This is a genomic window from Streptomyces marokkonensis (assembly GCF_039539045.1).
In the GTDB taxonomy this organism is placed as follows: Bacteria; Actinomycetota; Actinomycetes; order Streptomycetales; family Streptomycetaceae; genus Streptomyces; species Streptomyces marokkonensis.
Map to the genome: position 1 here is coordinate 1 of NZ_BAABCQ010000066.1, position 16,310 is coordinate 16,310.

A 16,310-nucleotide genomic window follows, 5' to 3' on the forward strand; every position below is an offset into this window, starting at 1 on the left:
CTAGCGTCTCGGCATGGATAACGAGCAACCCGGCCGACCGGACCGCCTCACCGACGCGTCGGAGCCGTCCGTGCTGACCTTGCTGTCCGGCCTTTCAGATCTGTTCGCCGAGGAGAACCGGCTGCGCGCCTTCGCGGCAGTGGCGTTGGGAGCGGGCGGCGACGCGCAGGTGGCCGAGGCGGCCGGCCTGTCCTCGAAGGAGACGGCCGCCGCGCTGCGGCGGCTGCGGGAGCACGGCGTGGTGACGTCCGCGGACGGCGGTGCGCTCGTCGTCGCCCATGACCGTTTCAGCGAACTGGCCCGCGCGGGCCGGCAGGCGGTGGAGGCCGCCGGTGGCGCCGACGCGGGTGAGGACCGGGCCGGTGTGATCGTGCGGACCTTCGTCAAGGACGGGAAGCTGGTCCGCCTCCCCGCCCGCTGGACGCGCAAGAAGGTGGTGCTGCGGCACATCGCCGAGCAGACCTTCACACCCGGCGTGGAGTATCCGGAACGCACCGTCGACGAGAAGCTGCGGGTGTGGTGCCAGGACGGTGACGTCGACCATGTGACGCTCCGGCGCCACCTGGTGGACCTCGACCACCTGCGCCGGAGCGGCGGTACGTACTGGCGGCCGGCGGAGTCGGCCCGGGCGGGGATCGCCTGAGCGCCGCCCCGGAAACGGGGGGAATCCGGCGTCGTTCAGGCACAGGCACAGGCACAGGCACAGGCAGCGGCATCAGGGCAGACGGCGTACGGGCGAGCCCGCGAGGTGGGCGCGGATCGCCTCGACCGCCTGGCCGACAGGCCCAGGCGGCGTCCGTGCAGTCGGCGCCCACAGTCTGCCGCCAAGGGCCGCCCTCGCGAAGCGCGTCGCTCTCCTGGGCGATGCCGCGGGCCAGGCCCAGCAGCAGGGTCCAGGTCAGTTCCACGGGCGGGTCGACGAAGAGGCCGTACCGCATACGGTGACGCCGTGCGCGTCGGCGGCGGCGTAGTCGATGACGCTGTTGCGCATGCCGGAGGCGACGATCAGTTTCAGCCGGGCCAGCCGGGCGGTCAAGGCGCTTGACCCGGTAGCGATGTGCACCAGGCCAGAAATGAAAATGACCAGCGTTTCCGCTGGTCACTTGGGGTAGGTGCCCCCGGCAGGATTCGAACCTGCGGCCAAGCGCTTAGAAGGCGCCTGCTCTATCCACTGAGCTACGGGGGCCTGGTGTGGTGGCCTTGGTCGTGGTGCCCGGGTGTGGGCTGATCCGTGACGGTGCCGGGGACAAGGATAGGGCTCCCGGCTCCATGTCCCTGATGCTTCCCCTCCGTGGCTCGATGTGGAGGTTCGGTGAAGCGGTCCTGATAATCGCAGGCAGGTACGAATCGTGCATCGCTTTTGGCGTCTCGCGCATCGGGTGTTGTGCACTCGTTATGCCTGGAGTCTCATCGCGTCCCAGTAGTCCCTTCCGTCCGGAGTGTCCGGTCGGCGCGCAGACATGCTCATATGCTTCAGAATTCCCCTAAAATTGGGCATTCTTCACATGTGGTGACCTTGGACGTACGGCCTCAGCTGCTCGACGCACTCTCCGCCCTGCGCGACCGTGTCGCGGCCGCACGCTTCCCGCTGCCCCTGGCGGGGGCCCCACGCGCGCGCGCCAACCGCGACGAACTGCTCGCACAGCTCGACGACTACTTGGTGCCCCGCTTGAAGGAGCCCGAAGCGCCCCTGCTGGCCGTTGTGGGCGGATCCACCGGTGCCGGGAAGTCCACCCTGGTGAACTCCCTCGTGGGGCGGCGGATCAGCGAGGCGGGGGTGCTGCGGCCCACGACCAGGACTCCGGTGCTGGTCTGCCACCCGGAGGACCATCACTGGTTCAGCGGCATGCGGGTGCTGCCCGACCTCACGCGCGTGTGGGTGCCGCACCGGGAACCCGACGACGACCTGCTCCTGCCGGGCGAGAACCCCGCGCGCGTGCTGCGCGTCGAGACCGCCGACACCCTGCCGCCCGGCATCGCCCTCCTCGACGCGCCCGACATCGACTCCCTCGTCGCCGACAACCGCGTCCTGGCGGCCGAACTGCTCTGCGCCGCCGACATCTGGGTCATGGTCACCACCGCCGCCCGGTACGCCGACGCCGTGCCCTGGCATCTGCTGCGCACCGCCAAGGAGTACGACGCCACCCTGGTCACCGTGCTCGACCGGGTGCCCCACCAGGTGGTGTCCGAGGTGGCGCGGCAGTACGGCGCACTGCTCACCAAGGCCGGCCTCGGCGAGGTCCCCCGCTTCACCGTGCCCGAACTGCCCGAGTCGGCCTGGGGCGGCGGGTTGCTGCCGGCCACCGCCGTGGCACCGCTGCGGTCCTGGCTCGTCCACCGGGCACAGGACCTCGAAGCCCGGCACCACACCATGGCCCGCACGGCCAACGGCATCCTGGACTCCCTCAAGTCCCGGATGCCCGAACTGGCCGGCGCCACCGCCGCCCAGTACGCCGCCGCGCTGCGCCTCACCGCGGCTGTCGACGGCGCGTACGACGGCGAGCACGCGCGCGTGCGGGGGCGGTTGCAGGCGGGGGCCGTGCTCGCCGGGGACGCGCTGAAGCGGTGGCGGGCCTTCCCCCTCGACTGCTCCCCCGAGGAACTCCTCGACTCGCTGGTGGAGAGCCTGGGCGCGCTGCTGCTGTGCGCCGTCACCGCCGCCGACGAACGCGTCGACGAGGCCTGGCGGCGCGAACCGGCGGCCGCCGCACCGGAACTCGCCGACCGCGACCCGGCCCCGGAGAGCGCCGAGCACCGCATCGGGATGGCGGTACGACGGTGGCGGCGGGAACTGGAGGAGTACGCCGAGGAGGAGGTGGGCCAACTCGACCGGAGCATGGCCCCGGACCCGGGCGTGGTCGCCGCCCTCGTCGCCACCGTGCTGCTGGGCGGGCGGCGGGCACGTATCGCAGGGGAGCGGCTGGCCGAGCGGATCGGCGCCCACGGCGCGCTGCGGCTGCGCGACCGGGGCGGACGGCTGCTCGACGAACACGTCGACCGGGTCGTGCACATCGAGCGTGAACGCCGGCTGACGCCGCTCGACGGGCTGGAGGTCCATCCCGAGCCGCAGGCCGAACTCATCGCCGCGCTGTCCGTACTGCAGAAGGAGAGGTGACCGGTGACCGCCGTCACTGACCAGGACCCCACCGAGCACACCGACCGCACGACGGAGGAGGCGGGCCGGGCAGATCCGGGGAGCCGGAGAGACCAGACGGGTCCCGGGGACGGCCGTGGCGGCCAGGAGCGGGCCGCCGAGCAGGACGCCGCACGGGAGGCCGCCGCCGGGGACATCGGGCAGGGGGCACGCCCGCAGGAGCGCCCGAGCGAACGCGTGCGCGGCCCTCACGCGCGGGTGCCGGACGGCGGGGCGCACCGCCGTCCGGACCGGGATCGGGACCGGCATCGGGACCAGGACCAGGACCAGGACCGGGACCGAGGAGATGAGCTCAGGGATCGTACGGAGCGCGGAGGTCGGTCGCAGCCCGTGGGCCGGAGGGGGGACCCGGGCCGGACGGGGGACCCGGGCCGTACGGCGGCCCGGGATCGTAGGGAGGGCGCGGCCGGTCGGGAGCGCGAGGCGGGTCGGGAGCGCACGGCCGACGGTTCGTCCGTGTCCGGTTCTTCGTCCGTGCCCGCGTCCGTGCCCGCGTCCGGGCACGGTTCACCGTCCGCGTCCGTGGCTGCCTCCGTGCCCGCGTCCGGTTCCGCGTCCGGTTCCGGGGACGGTGAGGGCGCCTGGGGCGACGGGCTGATCGCGCGGCGGGTGGACGAGAACGCCGGCCCGGAGCAGTTCGCCGTCCGGCCGAGCAGGCCGGCCGGCTCCTCGGCCGCCCTGATGCCCCTCGCGTACGACGGACAGCTCAGGTCGCGGCTCGACGCGCTGCGCGAGCTGGTGGGGCTCTCACGCACCCGGCTCGACAGCGGGACACTGGCCGAGGCGGGCCGGGTCCTCGACGAGGCCTCCGCGCGGCGCAGGCTGTCCGGGCAGCACACGGTCGTCGCCATCGCGGGGGCGACCGGCAGCGGCAAGTCCCAGCTGTTCAACACGCTCGCCGGGGTGACGATCTCCGAGACGGGCGTCCGCCGCCCGACCACCGCGGCACCCATCGCGTGCAGTTGGAGCGACGGCGCGGGCGGTCTCCTGGACCGGCTCGGTATTCCCGGCCGGCTGCGCCGTCGCCCGTTGCAGCACCCGGACGCCGACTCGCCGCTGCGCGGGCTGGTCCTGATCGACCTGCCCGACCACGACTCGGCCGCCGTGCAGCACCGCGAGCAGGTGGACCGCATCCTGGCGCTCGTCGACGCCGTCGTCTGGGTCGTCGACCCGGAGAAGTACGCCGACGCCGTGCTCCACGAGCGCTACCTGCGGCCGATGGCCGGCCACGCGGAGGTCACCTTCGTCGTCCTCAACCAGGTCGACCGGCTGCCCGGGGAGGCCGCCGAACAGGTCCTCGACGACCTGCGGCGGCTGCTCGACGAGGACGGCATCCCCCTGGGGGAGTACGACGAACCGGGCGCCACCGTGCTCGCCCTGTCCGCGCTCACCGGGGAGGGCATCGGTGAACTGCGCGAGGTGATCGGCCAGTTCGTCGCCGAACGGCAGGCGCCGGCGCGCCGTATCGCGGCCGACGTGGACGCGGCGGCCTGGCGTCTGCGTCCCGTGTACGTCACCGGGCGGCGGACCGGGCTCAGCGAGGAGGCACGGGAGGAGTTCGCGGACCGGCTCGCGGACGCGGTGGGTGCCACCGCGGCCGGCGAGGCCGCCGAACGTGCCTGGCTGCGCAACGCCAACCGCGCGTGCGGCACGCCCTGGCTGCGCCTGTGGCGCTGGCATCGCGACCGGCGCGAACCACCCACGGGGCGGATCTCGCTGCGCGCCCAGGCGGACGAGGAGGCCACGGCCCGGCAGCGCGTCGAGCAGGCGGTGCGTACGGTGTCCGACCGGGCGTCGGCGGGGCTGCCGGTGCCGTGGGCGCAGGCGATGCGCGAGGCGGCCGTCCGGGGCGCGCAGGGGCTGCCGGAGGCCCTCGACGAGCTGGCGGTGCGCACGGGGCTGCCGCCGGGGCGTCCGCCGCGGCCGGGTTGGTGGCCGGTGGCCGTGCTGGCCCAGGCGTCCATGACTCTGTTGCAGGTGGTGGGCGGCCTGTGGCTGCTGGGCCAGATCATCGGTTTCCTGCCGCCGAACCTGGGCGTGCCGGTGCTGCTTATGGTGGCCGGCATCATCGGTGGGCCCTTCATCGAGTGGAGCTGCCGCATCGCGGCGCGCGGACCGGCACGGCGCTACGGCCACGAGGCGGAACGCCTGTTGCGGGAGGCCGCCGCGGGGTGCGGCCGGGCCAGGGTGCTGGATCCGCTGGCGGCGGAACTGCTGAGATACCGGGAAGTGCGGGAGCAGTACGGGCGGGTCACGGGGGCGGGCGCGGCGGCGAGGTGAACGGCGAGCGGGTCTCCCGCCCGGAGGGCGCGGAAGAGCCTGCAAGGGCCCGGAGGAACCCGGAAGGGTCCGGAGGAACCCGGAAGGGTCCGGAGGAACCCGGAAGGGTCCGTACGGCCCCGAAAGGGTGGCGGAGTTCTCCACAAGCAGGGAGACCGTCCACAGCCCTCGGCGGCCCGGCCCGGACGGAGGCAGTCTGGCCTCGCGGCGATCGCGACGGACGCGGTCGTCACGGACAGCGGCGGCGCACGGGAATCGGACGCACGCCGCGCCGGACGCAGCCGTACGGGACGCGCCCGTACGGGAGGGAGGACTCACGATGAACGAGACGATGATCTGTGCCGTGGGCAACGTGGCGACGCAGCCGGTGTTCCGGGAGCTGGCGAACGGACCGTCGGCGCGGTTCCGGCTGGCGGTGACCGCGCGCTACTGGGACCGGGAGAAGAGCGCGTGGGCGGACGGCCACACCAACTTCTTCACCGTCTGGGCCAACCGGCAGCTGGCCGGCAACGTGTCGGCGTCGTTGGCGGTGGGTGAACCCGTCGTGGTCCAGGGCCGCCTGAAGGTGCGCACGGACGTGCGCGAGGGGCAGAACTGGACCTCGGCGGACATCGACGCGGTGGCGATCGGGCACGACCTCTCGCGCGGCACGGCGGCGTTCCGGCGCACCGGCAGGACGGAGACGGCGGCCTCCCCTCCGCGTCCCGAACCCAACTGGGAGACAGCTGCCGGGGAGCCTCCCGTCCCGGACACCCCCGAACATCGAACGGAACCCGCCGCGGCGGTGGGAGCCTGACGCCGACGGACCACCGGGGCCGACCGCCAGGGCCGACCGCCAGGGCTGACCGCCTGGGCTGACCGCCTGGGCTGACCGCCTGGGCTGACCACCAGGGATGACCACCAGGGATGACCGAAGTACGGCTTATCGGCGAACCCGTCCCGAACAAACCCGGGTGGATTTGTCGATAAGCCCTGCTCACGGCCCCGTCGGCGATAACGATTCCGAGTCGGATCACCGTGCGGGCCGACATCACCGGCAAGCACGGTGTGTCACGTCCTTAGGATGCCGAACGAGCCCTACGGGGCTGGTGATTCTGCTGGTGGGACCGTGCCCCCCACGTCAACGGGTCCTGCTCGAAGGGGAATTTGGTGTTTTCTTCGCTCACTGCGCTGTCTCTGCCCGGTCGGAAGGCGAGGCGACTGGCGGCCGCGGCACTGGTGTCCGCGCTCGCCGCCGCGGGTGTGGTGACCGGCGCCGGCCCGGCAGTTGCCGCCCAGGACGCGGCGGCGCGGGGGCAGGGCGGGGCGACGGCCACCATAGGTGGCCTCAAGACACACGGCCTCGCGGTCATCCACGGGGCGGACGGCGACCACGAGGTGCCGGCGGGCCTGTTCGAGATGTCCGTCGAGGGCGGCGGGACGCTGCAGACGTACTGCGTCGACATCCAGAACCCGACGCAGAAGGACGCCAAGTACCAGGAGACCCCCTGGAGCGGCACGTCGCTGGGCACCAACAAGGACGCCGGCCGCGTCCGCTGGATCCTGCAGAACTCCTACCCCCAGGTCAACGACCTCGCCGCGCTCGCCAAGAAGGCGGGTGTCCGCGGCGGGCTCACCGAGCAGGATGCGGCGGCCGGCACCCAGGTGGCCATCTGGCGCTACTCGGACGACACGGATGTCGAGGCCGTCGACCCCCAGGCCGAGCGGCTCGCCGACCACCTCGAGAAGAGCGCCCGCGACCTCGCGGAGCCCGCGGCGTCGCTCAGTCTGGACCCGCCCGCGGTCTCGGGCCGTCCCGGTGAGCGGATCGGCCCGGTGACGGTGCGCACCAACGCCGACGGCGCGACGGTGACGCCACCGGTGGACGCCACTACCGGCGGGGTGCGGATCGTCGACAAGAAGGGCGAGCCCGTCACCTCCGTCACCAACGGCTCCCAGATCTTCTTCGAGGTGCCCGAGGACGCGGCGGCCGGCACCGCCGACCTGACGGTCCAGGCCTCGACCACCGTGCCGGTCGGCCGCGCCTTTGCCTCCGAGAGCCGCAGCCAGACGCAGATCCTGGCCGGCTCCAGCGAGTCCACGGTCGCGGCGACGGCGAGCGCCACATGGGCCGACCGGGGACCGATACCCGCCCTGTCAGCCAGGAAGAACTGCGCCGAGGGTGCCCTGGACATCACCGCGGTCAACAAGGGTGACGAGCCCTTCACCTTCGAGCTGCTGGACACCGAGTACACCATCGAGGCCGGCGAGACCCGGACGGTGACGGTCCCGCTGCCGGAGGACCGCGCCTACGACTTCACCATCCGCGGCCCGGCCGGCTTGGAGCAGCGCTTCACGGGCGTTCTCGACTGCCGCACCCAGAGCGCCGCACTGGCCGACACCACCCGCCCCCTCGGCGAACCGGCCCCCACCGAGGTCGTCACCCCCACCCCCACCCCGGACCCCAATCTCGCCGAAACGGGCAGCTCGGGCGCGACGCCCCTGATAGGCGGCGCGGCCATAGGCCTGGTCGTGATCGGCGGCGCGGTCCTGCTGTTCCTCCGCCGAAGGAACGAGCGGTGACGACTCGCCCTCGCCGCGAGGGCGCCGCCTCACCCGATCCGCGGCGCGGGGCCGCAAGGCTCGTCGGCCGGGCAGCAGGTCCGGCCCACGACGCGTCGACGCGGCCCCACCCACCGCCGCGGATACCGGCGAGCGAACTCCGGCCCGGCCGTCACTGGTATGTCACAGGGGCCGCGATCGCCGTCGTGCTGATCGTGCTCGGTGTGGCCATCGGTGTGTACCGGTTCAACAACCTGATCGACGCGGTGGACACCGACCATCAGTTCGCCAACGGCGAGACCGTCAGTCTCCGGCTCGGACCGGAGAGCGAGAAGACGATCTGGGTCAAGTACCCGGGCCGGTCGCCCGGCCCGGAGTGCCACATCACCGGGCCGGGCGCCCCAGGCCTCACCGATCCGGGAAGCGACGTGTTCCTCACCCGCGACGAGACCTGGACGCCGCTCCACACCGTCGACGTGCCGCGGGCGGGCGACTACGCGGTCACCTGCTCGTCCGAGGCGCTCTCCCGCTATGCCGTCGGGGACTCCGGAGGTCTTGTCGCGTTCGCGGGCTGGCTGATCCTGGCCATCGCTCTCCCCGTCCTCGGGATCAGCATCTGCGTGATCATCGCCCTCGTCACCGCCGTCCGCCGCATCGGCCATCGCAAGCGACTGCTCGCCCCCGGCCGACAGTGAAAGCCACCTTGAGGTGGTGCTCGTCCCGTTGCGACCCGGTGCGGCAGTGACGGCCCAGGGTGGCCGGCGTCATCCCAGAGGCGGTCCATGGCGCTGGGGCGGGCGCTCCGCCGCGCTGGTCACGGTGGCACGACAACCCGATGCGTGAAAGGCCAGGTCAGAGGGCCCGGCCGGAACGCGTTTCCTCACAGGGGTGGCGGTGCGGCAAGATGGGGTGTATCTGCCCACTGCCTGATCAAGCTGCCGGACGGTTTCTCTTGGCTGAGTACATTTACACCATGCGCAAGGCGCGCAAGGCGCACGGCGACAAGGTGATCCTCGACGACGTCACCCAGAGCTTCCTGCCCGGCGCGAAGATCGGTGTGGTCGGGCCGAACGGCGCCGGCAAGTCGACCATTCTGAAGATCATGGCGGGGCTGGAGCAGCCGTCGAACGGCGACGCGTTCCTGTCGCCGGGTTACACGGTCGGCATCCTGCTCCAGGAGCCCCCGCTGAACGAGGAGAAGAACGTCCTGGAGAACGTCCAGGAGGGCGTCTCCGAGGTCAAGGGCAAGCTCGACCGGTTCAACGAGATCGCCGAGCAGATGGCGACCGACTACTCGGACGCCCTGCTCGAGGAGATGGGCAAGCTCCAGGAGGAGCTCGACCACGCCAACGCCTGGGACCTCGACGCCCAGCTCGAGCAGGCCATGGACGCGCTCGGGTGCCCGCCCGGCGACTGGCCCGTCGTGAACCTCTCCGGTGGTGAGAAGCGGCGTGTGGCGCTGTGCAAGCTGCTGCTCGAGGCGCCCGACCTGCTGCTGCTCGACGAGCCCACCAACCACCTCGACGCCGAGTCGGTGAACTGGCTGGAGCAGCACCTCGCCAAGTACGAGGGCACCATCGTGGCCGTGACCCACGACCGGTACTTCCTGGACAACGTCGCCGGCTGGATCTGCGAGGTCGACCGCGGCCGGCTGCACGGCTACGAGGGCAACTACTCCAAGTACCTGGAGACCAAGCAGACCCGCCTCAAGGTCGAGGGCCAGAAGGACGCCAAGCGCGCCAAGCGGCTCAAGGACGAGCTGGAGTGGGTGCGGTCGAACGCCAAGGGGCGGCAGGCCAAGTCCAAGGCCCGTCTCGCGCGCTACGAGGAGATGGCGGCCGAGGCCGACAAGATGCGGAAGCTGGACTTCGAGGAGATCCAGATCCCGCCGGGCCCGCGTCTGGGCAGCGTCGTCGTCGAGGTCAGCAACCTCACCAAGGGCTTCGGCGACAAGGTCCTCATCGACGACCTCTCCTTCACGCTGCCCCGCAATGGCATCGTCGGTGTCATCGGCCCCAACGGTGCCGGCAAGACCACCCTCTTCAAGATGATCCAGGGCTTCGAGGAGCCGGACTCCGGTTCCATCAAGGTCGGCGACACCGTCAAGATCTCCTACGTCGACCAGAGCCGCGCGAACATCGACCCGAAGAAGACGCTCTGGGCGGTCGTCTCCGACGAGATGGACTACATCAACGTCGGCCAGGTCGAGATGCCCTCGCGGGCGTACGTGTCCGCCTTCGGGTTCAAGGGACCGGACCAGCAGAAGCCGGCCGGTGTGCTCTCCGGCGGTGAGCGCAACCGGCTCAACCTCGCGCTCACCCTCAAGCAGGGCGGCAACCTGCTCCTCCTCGACGAGCCGACCAACGACCTCGACGTCGAGACCCTCAGCAGCCTGGAGAACGCCCTTCTCGAGTTCCCCGGAGCCGCCGTGGTCGTCTCCCACGACCGGTGGTTCCTGGACCGCGTCGCCACGCACATCCTCGCCTACGAGGGTGACTCCAAGTGGTTCTGGTTCGAGGGCAACTTCGACGCGTACGAGAAGAACAAGGTCGAGCGGCTCGGCGCCGACGCCGCGCGCCCGCACCGCGCCACCTACAAGAAGCTGACCCGGGGCTGATCTTGCGGCACATCTACCGCTGCCCACTGCGCTGGGCGGACATGGACGCGTACGGCCACGTCAACAACGTGGTGTTCCTCCGCTACCTGGAGGAGGCACGTATCGACTTCCTGTTCCGCCCGGAGAAGGACTTCAAGCAGGGGTCCGTGGTGGCACGCCATGAGATCGACTACAAGCGGCAGCTCGTCCACCGGCACCACCCGGTCGACATCGAGCTGTGGGTCACGGAGATAAGGGCCGCCTCCTTCACGCTCACCTACGAGGTCAAGGACGGCGACCAGGTCTACGTCCGAGCCTCGACGGTGATCGTGCCGTTCGACTTCGAGGGGCAGAGGCCGCGCCGGATCACCGTGGAGGAACGGGAGTTCCTCCAGGAGTACACGGACGACAAGGAGGGGGCCGTCGCCGTATGACGGACCTCCACCTGGCCGACGAGGGGGAGGCCGCGGATCTCGCGGCCTTCCTCTCCCGCCTGCTCCACTACGACCGTTCGGCCGCGGTGCGCCTCCAGGCGGCCGGTACGGCCCTCGCCGTCTTCGGTCGGCCGCCCTCCTTCGAAGTGCTGGCCGTGCGCACGGCGCGGCTGGCCAAGCCGTACGAGAACGGGCCCGACGCCACGCTGGACGTCACCGTGTCCGCCGGTGAGCTCCTGGAGACGGTGGACGAGTCGGCGGCCACCACCGGTGTGCCGGGCGCGGTGACCGGGCCCCCGTGGGCCGGGATGCTGCCCCCGCGCGGCGGCTGGCGGCCCGAGCCGGGGCTGCCGGCCCCGGACGCCCTGCGCGCGCTGGTCGCCGCGGCGGTGGCGGAGTTCCGCTCCCGCACGGCGGAGCTGGCGCCCGAGCGGCGCACCCGGACCGAGCTGGACCGGATCGGCGGGGAGATATGGTCCCGGACGGTCGGGGACACCGGGCTGCCGGTGCGGGCCGTACACGCGGCCCAGTCACTGGGGTTCCTGCGGACCCCGGGGGGCCTCGACGCGGACACGCCGAAGCTGTTCTCCTCGGGAGCGTGGCTGCGGCTGCGTACGCCCTACGGGTCCGTCGCCCTGCGCCGGGCGGGGGCTGCCGGGGCACTGGGCATCAGCGTTCGCTGAGCCCGCCGCGACGCCCGCGCGTCACCCCGGCGGACCGCCGGTCGGTCAGTCCGGCGTGTTGATCATCGAGGCCGCCGCGTACGTCAGGTACTTCCACAGCGTCTGCTCGTGCTCCTCGGAGAGCCCCAGCTCGTCGAGGGCGACCCGCATGTGCTTGAGCCAGGCGTCGTGCGCCGCCCGGTCGACGACGAAGGGCGCGTGACGCATGCGCAGCCGCGGGTGGCCGCGGTTGTCGCTGTACGTCGTGGGGCCGCCCCAGTACTGCATCAGGAAGAGTGCGAAACGCTCCTCGGCCGGACCGAGGTCCTCCTCCGGGTACATCGGCCGCAGGATCGGATCCTCGGCCACCCCCTCGTAGAAACGGTGGACGAGCCGACGGAAGGTCTCCTCCCCGCCGACCTGCTCGTAGAAGGTCTGCTCCTGAAGCGTGCCGCGCCGAATCTCAGTCACGTCGTCCATGGTCTCAGACGCGCGGACATAGGACTTGAGGCGTAGGACCCCACCCTTCACCCCGTACGGCACTCACCGCACACGGTACGTCGCGCACCGCACACCATCCACCGCCGGGCCCTTACTGTGGAGACATGGGCGGGTACCAGGACCTGGACGGCCTCGCCGCCTCCGCTCGGGCGGAGCTGGTGCGGGAGATCGAGCTGAGCGGCGCCTGGACGGCCGACCCGGTCTGGCGGGAGACGTTCGCGACGGTGCCGCGGCATCTCTTCGTGCCCTACTACTACGTCGGTGCCCGGGGCGGCTACGAACGCCGTTGGGGCGAGCACCCCGACCGGGAGGCCCGCGAACGCTGGGTGCGCGGCGCCTACGCCGACGCCCCGCTGGCCACCCGGCTGCGTGACGGCGAACTGCTCTCCTCCAGCAGCCAGCCGTCGCTGATGGCGATGATGCTGGTGGAGCTGGGTGTGACGGAAGGCGACCGGGTCCTGGAGATCGGTGCCGGCACCGGCTACAACGCCGCCCTGCTCGCCCACCGGCTCGGCGACGACGATCTGGTCACCACCGTCGACCTGGACACCGACATCACCGAGTCGGCCCGACGGCATCTGGCCGCCGCCGGGTACCACCCGGCCGTCGTCACCGGCGACGGCGCCCGCGGAGTGCCCGAACGCGCCCCCTACGACCGGATTCTCGCCACCTGCTCGCTGCCCTCGGTCCCGCGCGCCTGGCTCGCCCAGTGCCGTCCCGGCGGCCGGATCCTGACCCCGCTCGCCACCGGCCTGGTCGTGCTCACCGTCCACGACGCCGGGCAGGCCGAGGGGCGCTTCCTGCACACGCCCGCGTACTTCGTGCCGCTGCGCGGCTCGGACCGGTCCGAGCCGGAGACGCCGGGCCTGGGCGGGGTGCCGCGCCGGGCCCGGGAGGACGACCTGTTCCGCTTCCTGCTCGCGCTGAGCCGGGACGGGCTCGATCCGCAGGAGGCGTACGCCCTGTGGGACCGCGAGGACGCGCCGCGGCGCGAGCGCTACGGCATCACCGTCCGCGGTGAACGGGCCTGGGCGTGGCTGGACGACCCCGAGGGCCCGTACGCCTGGCCCTTCGTCCGACAGGCCGCCGACTAGCCCCGGCGGACCGTGATCGTCGTCCAGGCGCCGACGTGCACCCGGTCGCCGTCCTGCAGCGGCACGGGCACGAAGGGCTGGATCGGCTCGTCGCCGCCGTTGACCGTCGTGCCGTTCGTCGAGTTCTGGTCGACGACCGCCCAGGTCCCGTCCGGCTGCTGCACCAGCACCGCGTGCTGGTGCGAGACGCCCGGGTCCTCCGGCGGCACCGCGAGGTCGATGTCCGGGGTGTCGCCGGTGGAGTGCCGGCGGCGGCCGATGGTGATCTGGTTGCCGGTGAGCGTCCGCTGCTGCTCGGGCGAATACGCGGGCAGGTTCAGGCCGGCGGCCTCCGGGCCGGAGCGGTGCATCATCGCCATGAAGTACTCACGGTCCGGTCCGACGGTCGCCGTCCAGGTCGCCGGCTGCTGGGAATGCTGTTGCTGCTGGGACTGCGGCGGGAATCCGTAGCCGCCGCCGGGCGGGGGCGGCGGGGCCTGGGTCGCGCCGGGCTGTGGATAGCCGTAGCCGCCACCCTGGGCCGGACCCGGGCCGTTCGAACCACCGGGACCACCGGGACCGCCCGGACCGCCCGGACCGCCCGGACCGCCCGGACCGCCCGGCCCTCCGTGACCGGCGGACGACGGCGGCGACAGCACCCAGTCGTCCTCACCGCCGCCGAAGGACGGGCCGCCCTGCTGAGGCCGGTTGGTCTCCTGCGGGAAGGCGGGCGGGGCAGGCGGACCGGACTGCTGGTACCCCTGCGGAGCGCCGCCGGGCCCACCTGGGCCGGGCGGCGGCGGAACCGGCCGCGACGGGTCGGCACCGAAGGCGGGCGGGGCAGGCGGCCCGGAGGGGCCGCCAGGACTGTGGGGGCCACCGGGGCCGCCGTATCCGCCGGGACCGTTCGGGCCGCCGGGGTTGAAGGGGCCGGAGGGGCCGTTCGGACCGCCCGGACCACCGGGACCGCTGCCCGGACCACCCTGGCCACCGGGACCACCGTGGCTACCACCGGGACCACCAGGGCCGCCACCGGGACCACCCTGGCCGCCCGGCCCCGAGGGGCCGCCGAAGGGCGGGCCCGGCGGGATCGGCTCGGCCGGCCGGTTCATCCGGGAAGGACGGGAGCCCTGGTAGTCGTACGAGTCACCGCCGCCGTACGACGGTGCCGTCGGCGGCTGCTGGAAGTGCGGAGCCGGACCGCCGGACGTCGAGGGGCGCGGGGCGGCCGGGGTGTACGACGTGGCGGTGTTGGTGAGGAAGTTCCACCGGCACTCCTCGCAGAACGGCGCCGCGCCCTCACGCGGCGTGCGGCACTGCGGACACAGCTGCGGTTGGGAGCCGGGACCACCAGGTCCCTGGCCCGCTCCTCCGGGGCCTTGGCCCGGATTACCGGGACCGGCGGGCGGCGGGAAGCCGTAGCCGCCGCCAGGGGGCGGAGGCGGAGGAGGGGGCGGCACGGCACCGGCCATGCGGTGACCGCAGACCTCGCACCAGTCGTCGGAACCCGACTGGTGTCCGTTCGGGCAGGTCGGCATGTCGGTGCTTCCCCCTCTTGCGGGCTCGTGGAGCGCTGTTGTCCGGTGTCACTTCTTTACACGAACAGTCTTTGTCGACCGGGTCTCGAGAGTCATCTCGTCGGCTTCCTCGACCTTCGCTTTCAGTCGCACAGTACCTGCCGCCGCGTCGACCACGTCCACCACCTTCGCAAGCAGTTTCGCCGTATCGGCGTTTCCGGAGACTCCGGCGAGCTGAACCGCACGACCCAGTTTGGCCGTTGCTCCGTCGATGTCTCCCGCTTTGCGTAAATCCAACCCCTGTTGGATGACCTGTGCCAGTTCCGCCTGCCCCGTGTAGTGGGCGACCTGGGGATTGATCGACGTGGAGGCGGCCATGTCGTCCGTCCAGACGGCCCGTACGAGACCCTGCGCGCCGAGGTTGCCGACGCTGCCGTCGGACTCGGGGACGACCAGGGAGACGCGGGCGGCCAGCATCTCCCGGCCGAGGTCGGCGGCCGGTACCTCCACGCATACGTGGTAGTCGCGGGACTCGTCGCCCCAGGAACCGGTGGGGTAGTCCCCGGCGCGCGGGCCCGCCTCGGTGCGGCGCCCGGTCAGCTCCTCGACCGTGGGGGCGACCTGCTTGACGAACTTCACCGTGGTGCCGACCGGGGTCCACAGACGCAGGGCGACGTCCGCGACCTCCTTGCCCATGGCCGTCTCCATCATCCGCGTGAAGTCGGCGGCGAGGCCGGCCGGGTCTGCGACGATGTCGGCGGTGCCGAGCAGGGCGGAGGCGATGCCTGTGACTTCTTTCACTTCCCAGTCGGTGCCCACGCCGCGGGCGTCGCAGGTGAAGCGCCCCGCGCAGGCGTCGAGTGCCGCCTTGAGGTCCTCGGGCGACTCGTGCTCGTTGCGGCCGTCGGTGAGCAGGATGCCGTGCCGGATGGCGACGTCCGCGGTGGACAGCAGCCGGTCGGCCAGCCGCAGCCAGGTGCCGATGGCGGTGCCGCCGCCCGCGCTCAGCCTGCGCAGCGCCTGCTTGGCCTGCTCCCGGGTGGTGGCGTCGGCGACCGCGAGCCCGCCGCCGCCCGGGTAGACCTCATTGGCCACGTGGGTGCCGCCGACCACCGCGAAGTGCACGCCGTCGCGCAGGGTGTCGATCGCGGCGGCCGTCGCGTCGCGGGCGTTGCGCATCTTGGTGGGCGGGTAGTCCATCGAGCCCGAGCAGTCGACCATGACCGCGACGGCCGCGGACGGTCCCTGGCCCGGCGAGTACAGGTGGGGCGCGGCCACCGCGCTCCCGACCGTGCCGCCGCCGGTCGCGGTGACCGTCACGATGGCGTTGACCTCACGGCCGCCCTCGGGCAGGTACTCGTTCTGGTAGACGTCCATCGAGAACTGAGGCACGTTCGACTTCGAGAAATTGGCCATGCCGGGTCGCATCCCCCTCTACGTCCCCACGGTGGTGGGGTGTCTGGCTGCCGGCGCGGACCGCCCCCTGCGGCCCGCGAGGCCGCACCGCGCGCTCCACCCCTGCCCGTGCGGGGGCTTCGGGACCCGTGCGGGG

General features: G+C 72.4%; 13 protein-coding genes, 1 tRNA gene and 1 pseudogene. 10 read left to right on the forward strand and 5 right to left on the reverse strand.

Going from position 1 to position 16,310, the window contains the following annotated elements; translation table 11 throughout:
- The first annotated feature begins 13 nt into the window (after positions 1-13).
- Positions 14-643 carry a DUF2087 domain-containing protein gene (locus ABEA26_RS18070; RefSeq protein ID WP_345593533.1) on the forward strand — a complete coding sequence of 210 codons (630 nt, stop codon included), beginning with the start codon at positions 14-16 and terminating at the stop codon, positions 641-643.
- A gap of 137 nt (positions 644-780) precedes the next feature.
- Here ABEA26_RS18070 and ABEA26_RS18075 read toward each other — a convergent pair.
- Both ABEA26_RS18075 and ABEA26_RS18080 read right to left on the reverse strand, forming a co-directional pair.
- Positions 781-1,039: pseudogene (locus ABEA26_RS18075) on the reverse strand (D-2-hydroxyacid dehydrogenase family protein); the annotation flags it as partial.
- A gap of 74 nt (positions 1,040-1,113) precedes the next feature.
- Positions 1,114-1,186, reverse strand: a tRNA-Arg gene (locus ABEA26_RS18080).
- 321 nt (positions 1,187-1,507) lie between these two features.
- Between ABEA26_RS18080 and ABEA26_RS18085 the strand changes: the two genes are divergently transcribed.
- The 8 genes from ABEA26_RS18085 (at position 1,508) to ABEA26_RS18120 (ending at position 11,688) form a co-directional block, all read left to right on the forward strand.
- Positions 1,508-3,115 carry a dynamin family protein gene (locus tag ABEA26_RS18085; RefSeq protein WP_345593535.1) on the forward strand — a complete coding sequence of 536 codons (1,608 nt, stop codon included), beginning with the start codon at positions 1,508-1,510 and terminating at the stop codon, positions 3,113-3,115.
- Between the two features lie 561 nt (positions 3,116-3,676).
- Entirely contained in the window at positions 3,677-5,434 is a 1,758-nt protein-coding gene (locus tag ABEA26_RS18090) for a GTPase (RefSeq protein ID WP_345593537.1), read from the forward strand.
- Between the two features lie 319 nt (positions 5,435-5,753).
- Positions 5,754-6,230: a single-stranded DNA-binding protein gene (locus ABEA26_RS18095; protein ID WP_345593539.1), complete on the forward strand. Its 477-nt coding sequence runs from the start codon at positions 5,754-5,756 to the stop codon at positions 6,228-6,230.
- A 353-nt stretch (positions 6,231-6,583) separates the two neighbouring features.
- Entirely contained in the window at positions 6,584-7,996 is a 1,413-nt protein-coding gene (locus ABEA26_RS18100) for a Cys-Gln thioester bond-forming surface protein (protein ID WP_345593541.1), read from the forward strand.
- Positions 7,993-8,670, forward strand: a complete 678-nt coding sequence (locus ABEA26_RS18105; RefSeq protein WP_345593543.1) for a hypothetical protein — start codon at positions 7,993-7,995, stop codon at positions 8,668-8,670. Before ABEA26_RS18100 ends, ABEA26_RS18105 begins: the two co-directional genes overlap by 4 nt.
- A gap of 257 nt (positions 8,671-8,927) precedes the next feature.
- On the forward strand, positions 8,928-10,592 hold the full coding sequence (ettA, locus tag ABEA26_RS18110) for an energy-dependent translational throttle protein EttA (protein WP_345593545.1): 1,665 nt from the start codon (positions 8,928-8,930) through the stop codon (positions 10,590-10,592).
- Positions 10,593-10,594: 2 nt separating this feature from the next.
- Positions 10,595-11,005: an acyl-CoA thioesterase gene (locus ABEA26_RS18115; RefSeq protein WP_345593546.1), complete on the forward strand. Its 411-nt coding sequence runs from the start codon at positions 10,595-10,597 to the stop codon at positions 11,003-11,005.
- Positions 11,002-11,688, forward strand: coding sequence for a DUF8185 domain-containing protein (locus ABEA26_RS18120; RefSeq protein ID WP_345593548.1), 687 nt, complete (start codon positions 11,002-11,004; stop codon positions 11,686-11,688). Before ABEA26_RS18115 ends, ABEA26_RS18120 begins: the two co-directional genes overlap by 4 nt.
- Before the next feature lie 45 nt (positions 11,689-11,733).
- On the opposite strand, the gene ABEA26_RS18125 is transcribed toward ABEA26_RS18120, so the two are convergent.
- Entirely contained in the window at positions 11,734-12,147 is a 414-nt protein-coding gene (locus ABEA26_RS18125; RefSeq protein ID WP_345593549.1) for a globin, read from the reverse strand.
- Positions 12,148-12,272: 125 nt separating this feature from the next.
- On the opposite strand from ABEA26_RS18125, the gene ABEA26_RS18130 reads away from it, so the two are divergent.
- Positions 12,273-13,262 carry a methyltransferase domain-containing protein gene (locus ABEA26_RS18130; protein WP_345593550.1) on the forward strand — a complete coding sequence of 330 codons (990 nt, stop codon included), beginning with the start codon at positions 12,273-12,275 and terminating at the stop codon, positions 13,260-13,262.
- Here the strand turns inward: ABEA26_RS18130 and ABEA26_RS18135 are convergent.
- Together ABEA26_RS18135 and ABEA26_RS18140 are read right to left on the reverse strand one after the other, a co-directional pair.
- Complete coding sequence (locus ABEA26_RS18135; protein ID WP_345593552.1) at positions 13,259-14,779, reverse strand: FHA domain-containing protein; 1,521 nt, start codon at positions 14,777-14,779, stop codon at positions 13,259-13,261. The two genes, ABEA26_RS18130 and ABEA26_RS18135, sit on opposite strands and share 4 nt — an antisense overlap.
- A 48-nt stretch (positions 14,780-14,827) precedes the next feature.
- A complete protein-coding gene (locus tag ABEA26_RS18140) occupies positions 14,828-16,174 on the reverse strand; it encodes a vWA domain-containing protein (protein WP_345593554.1) in 1,347 nt (448 codons plus the stop codon).
- Positions 16,175-16,310 lie beyond the last annotated feature (136 nt).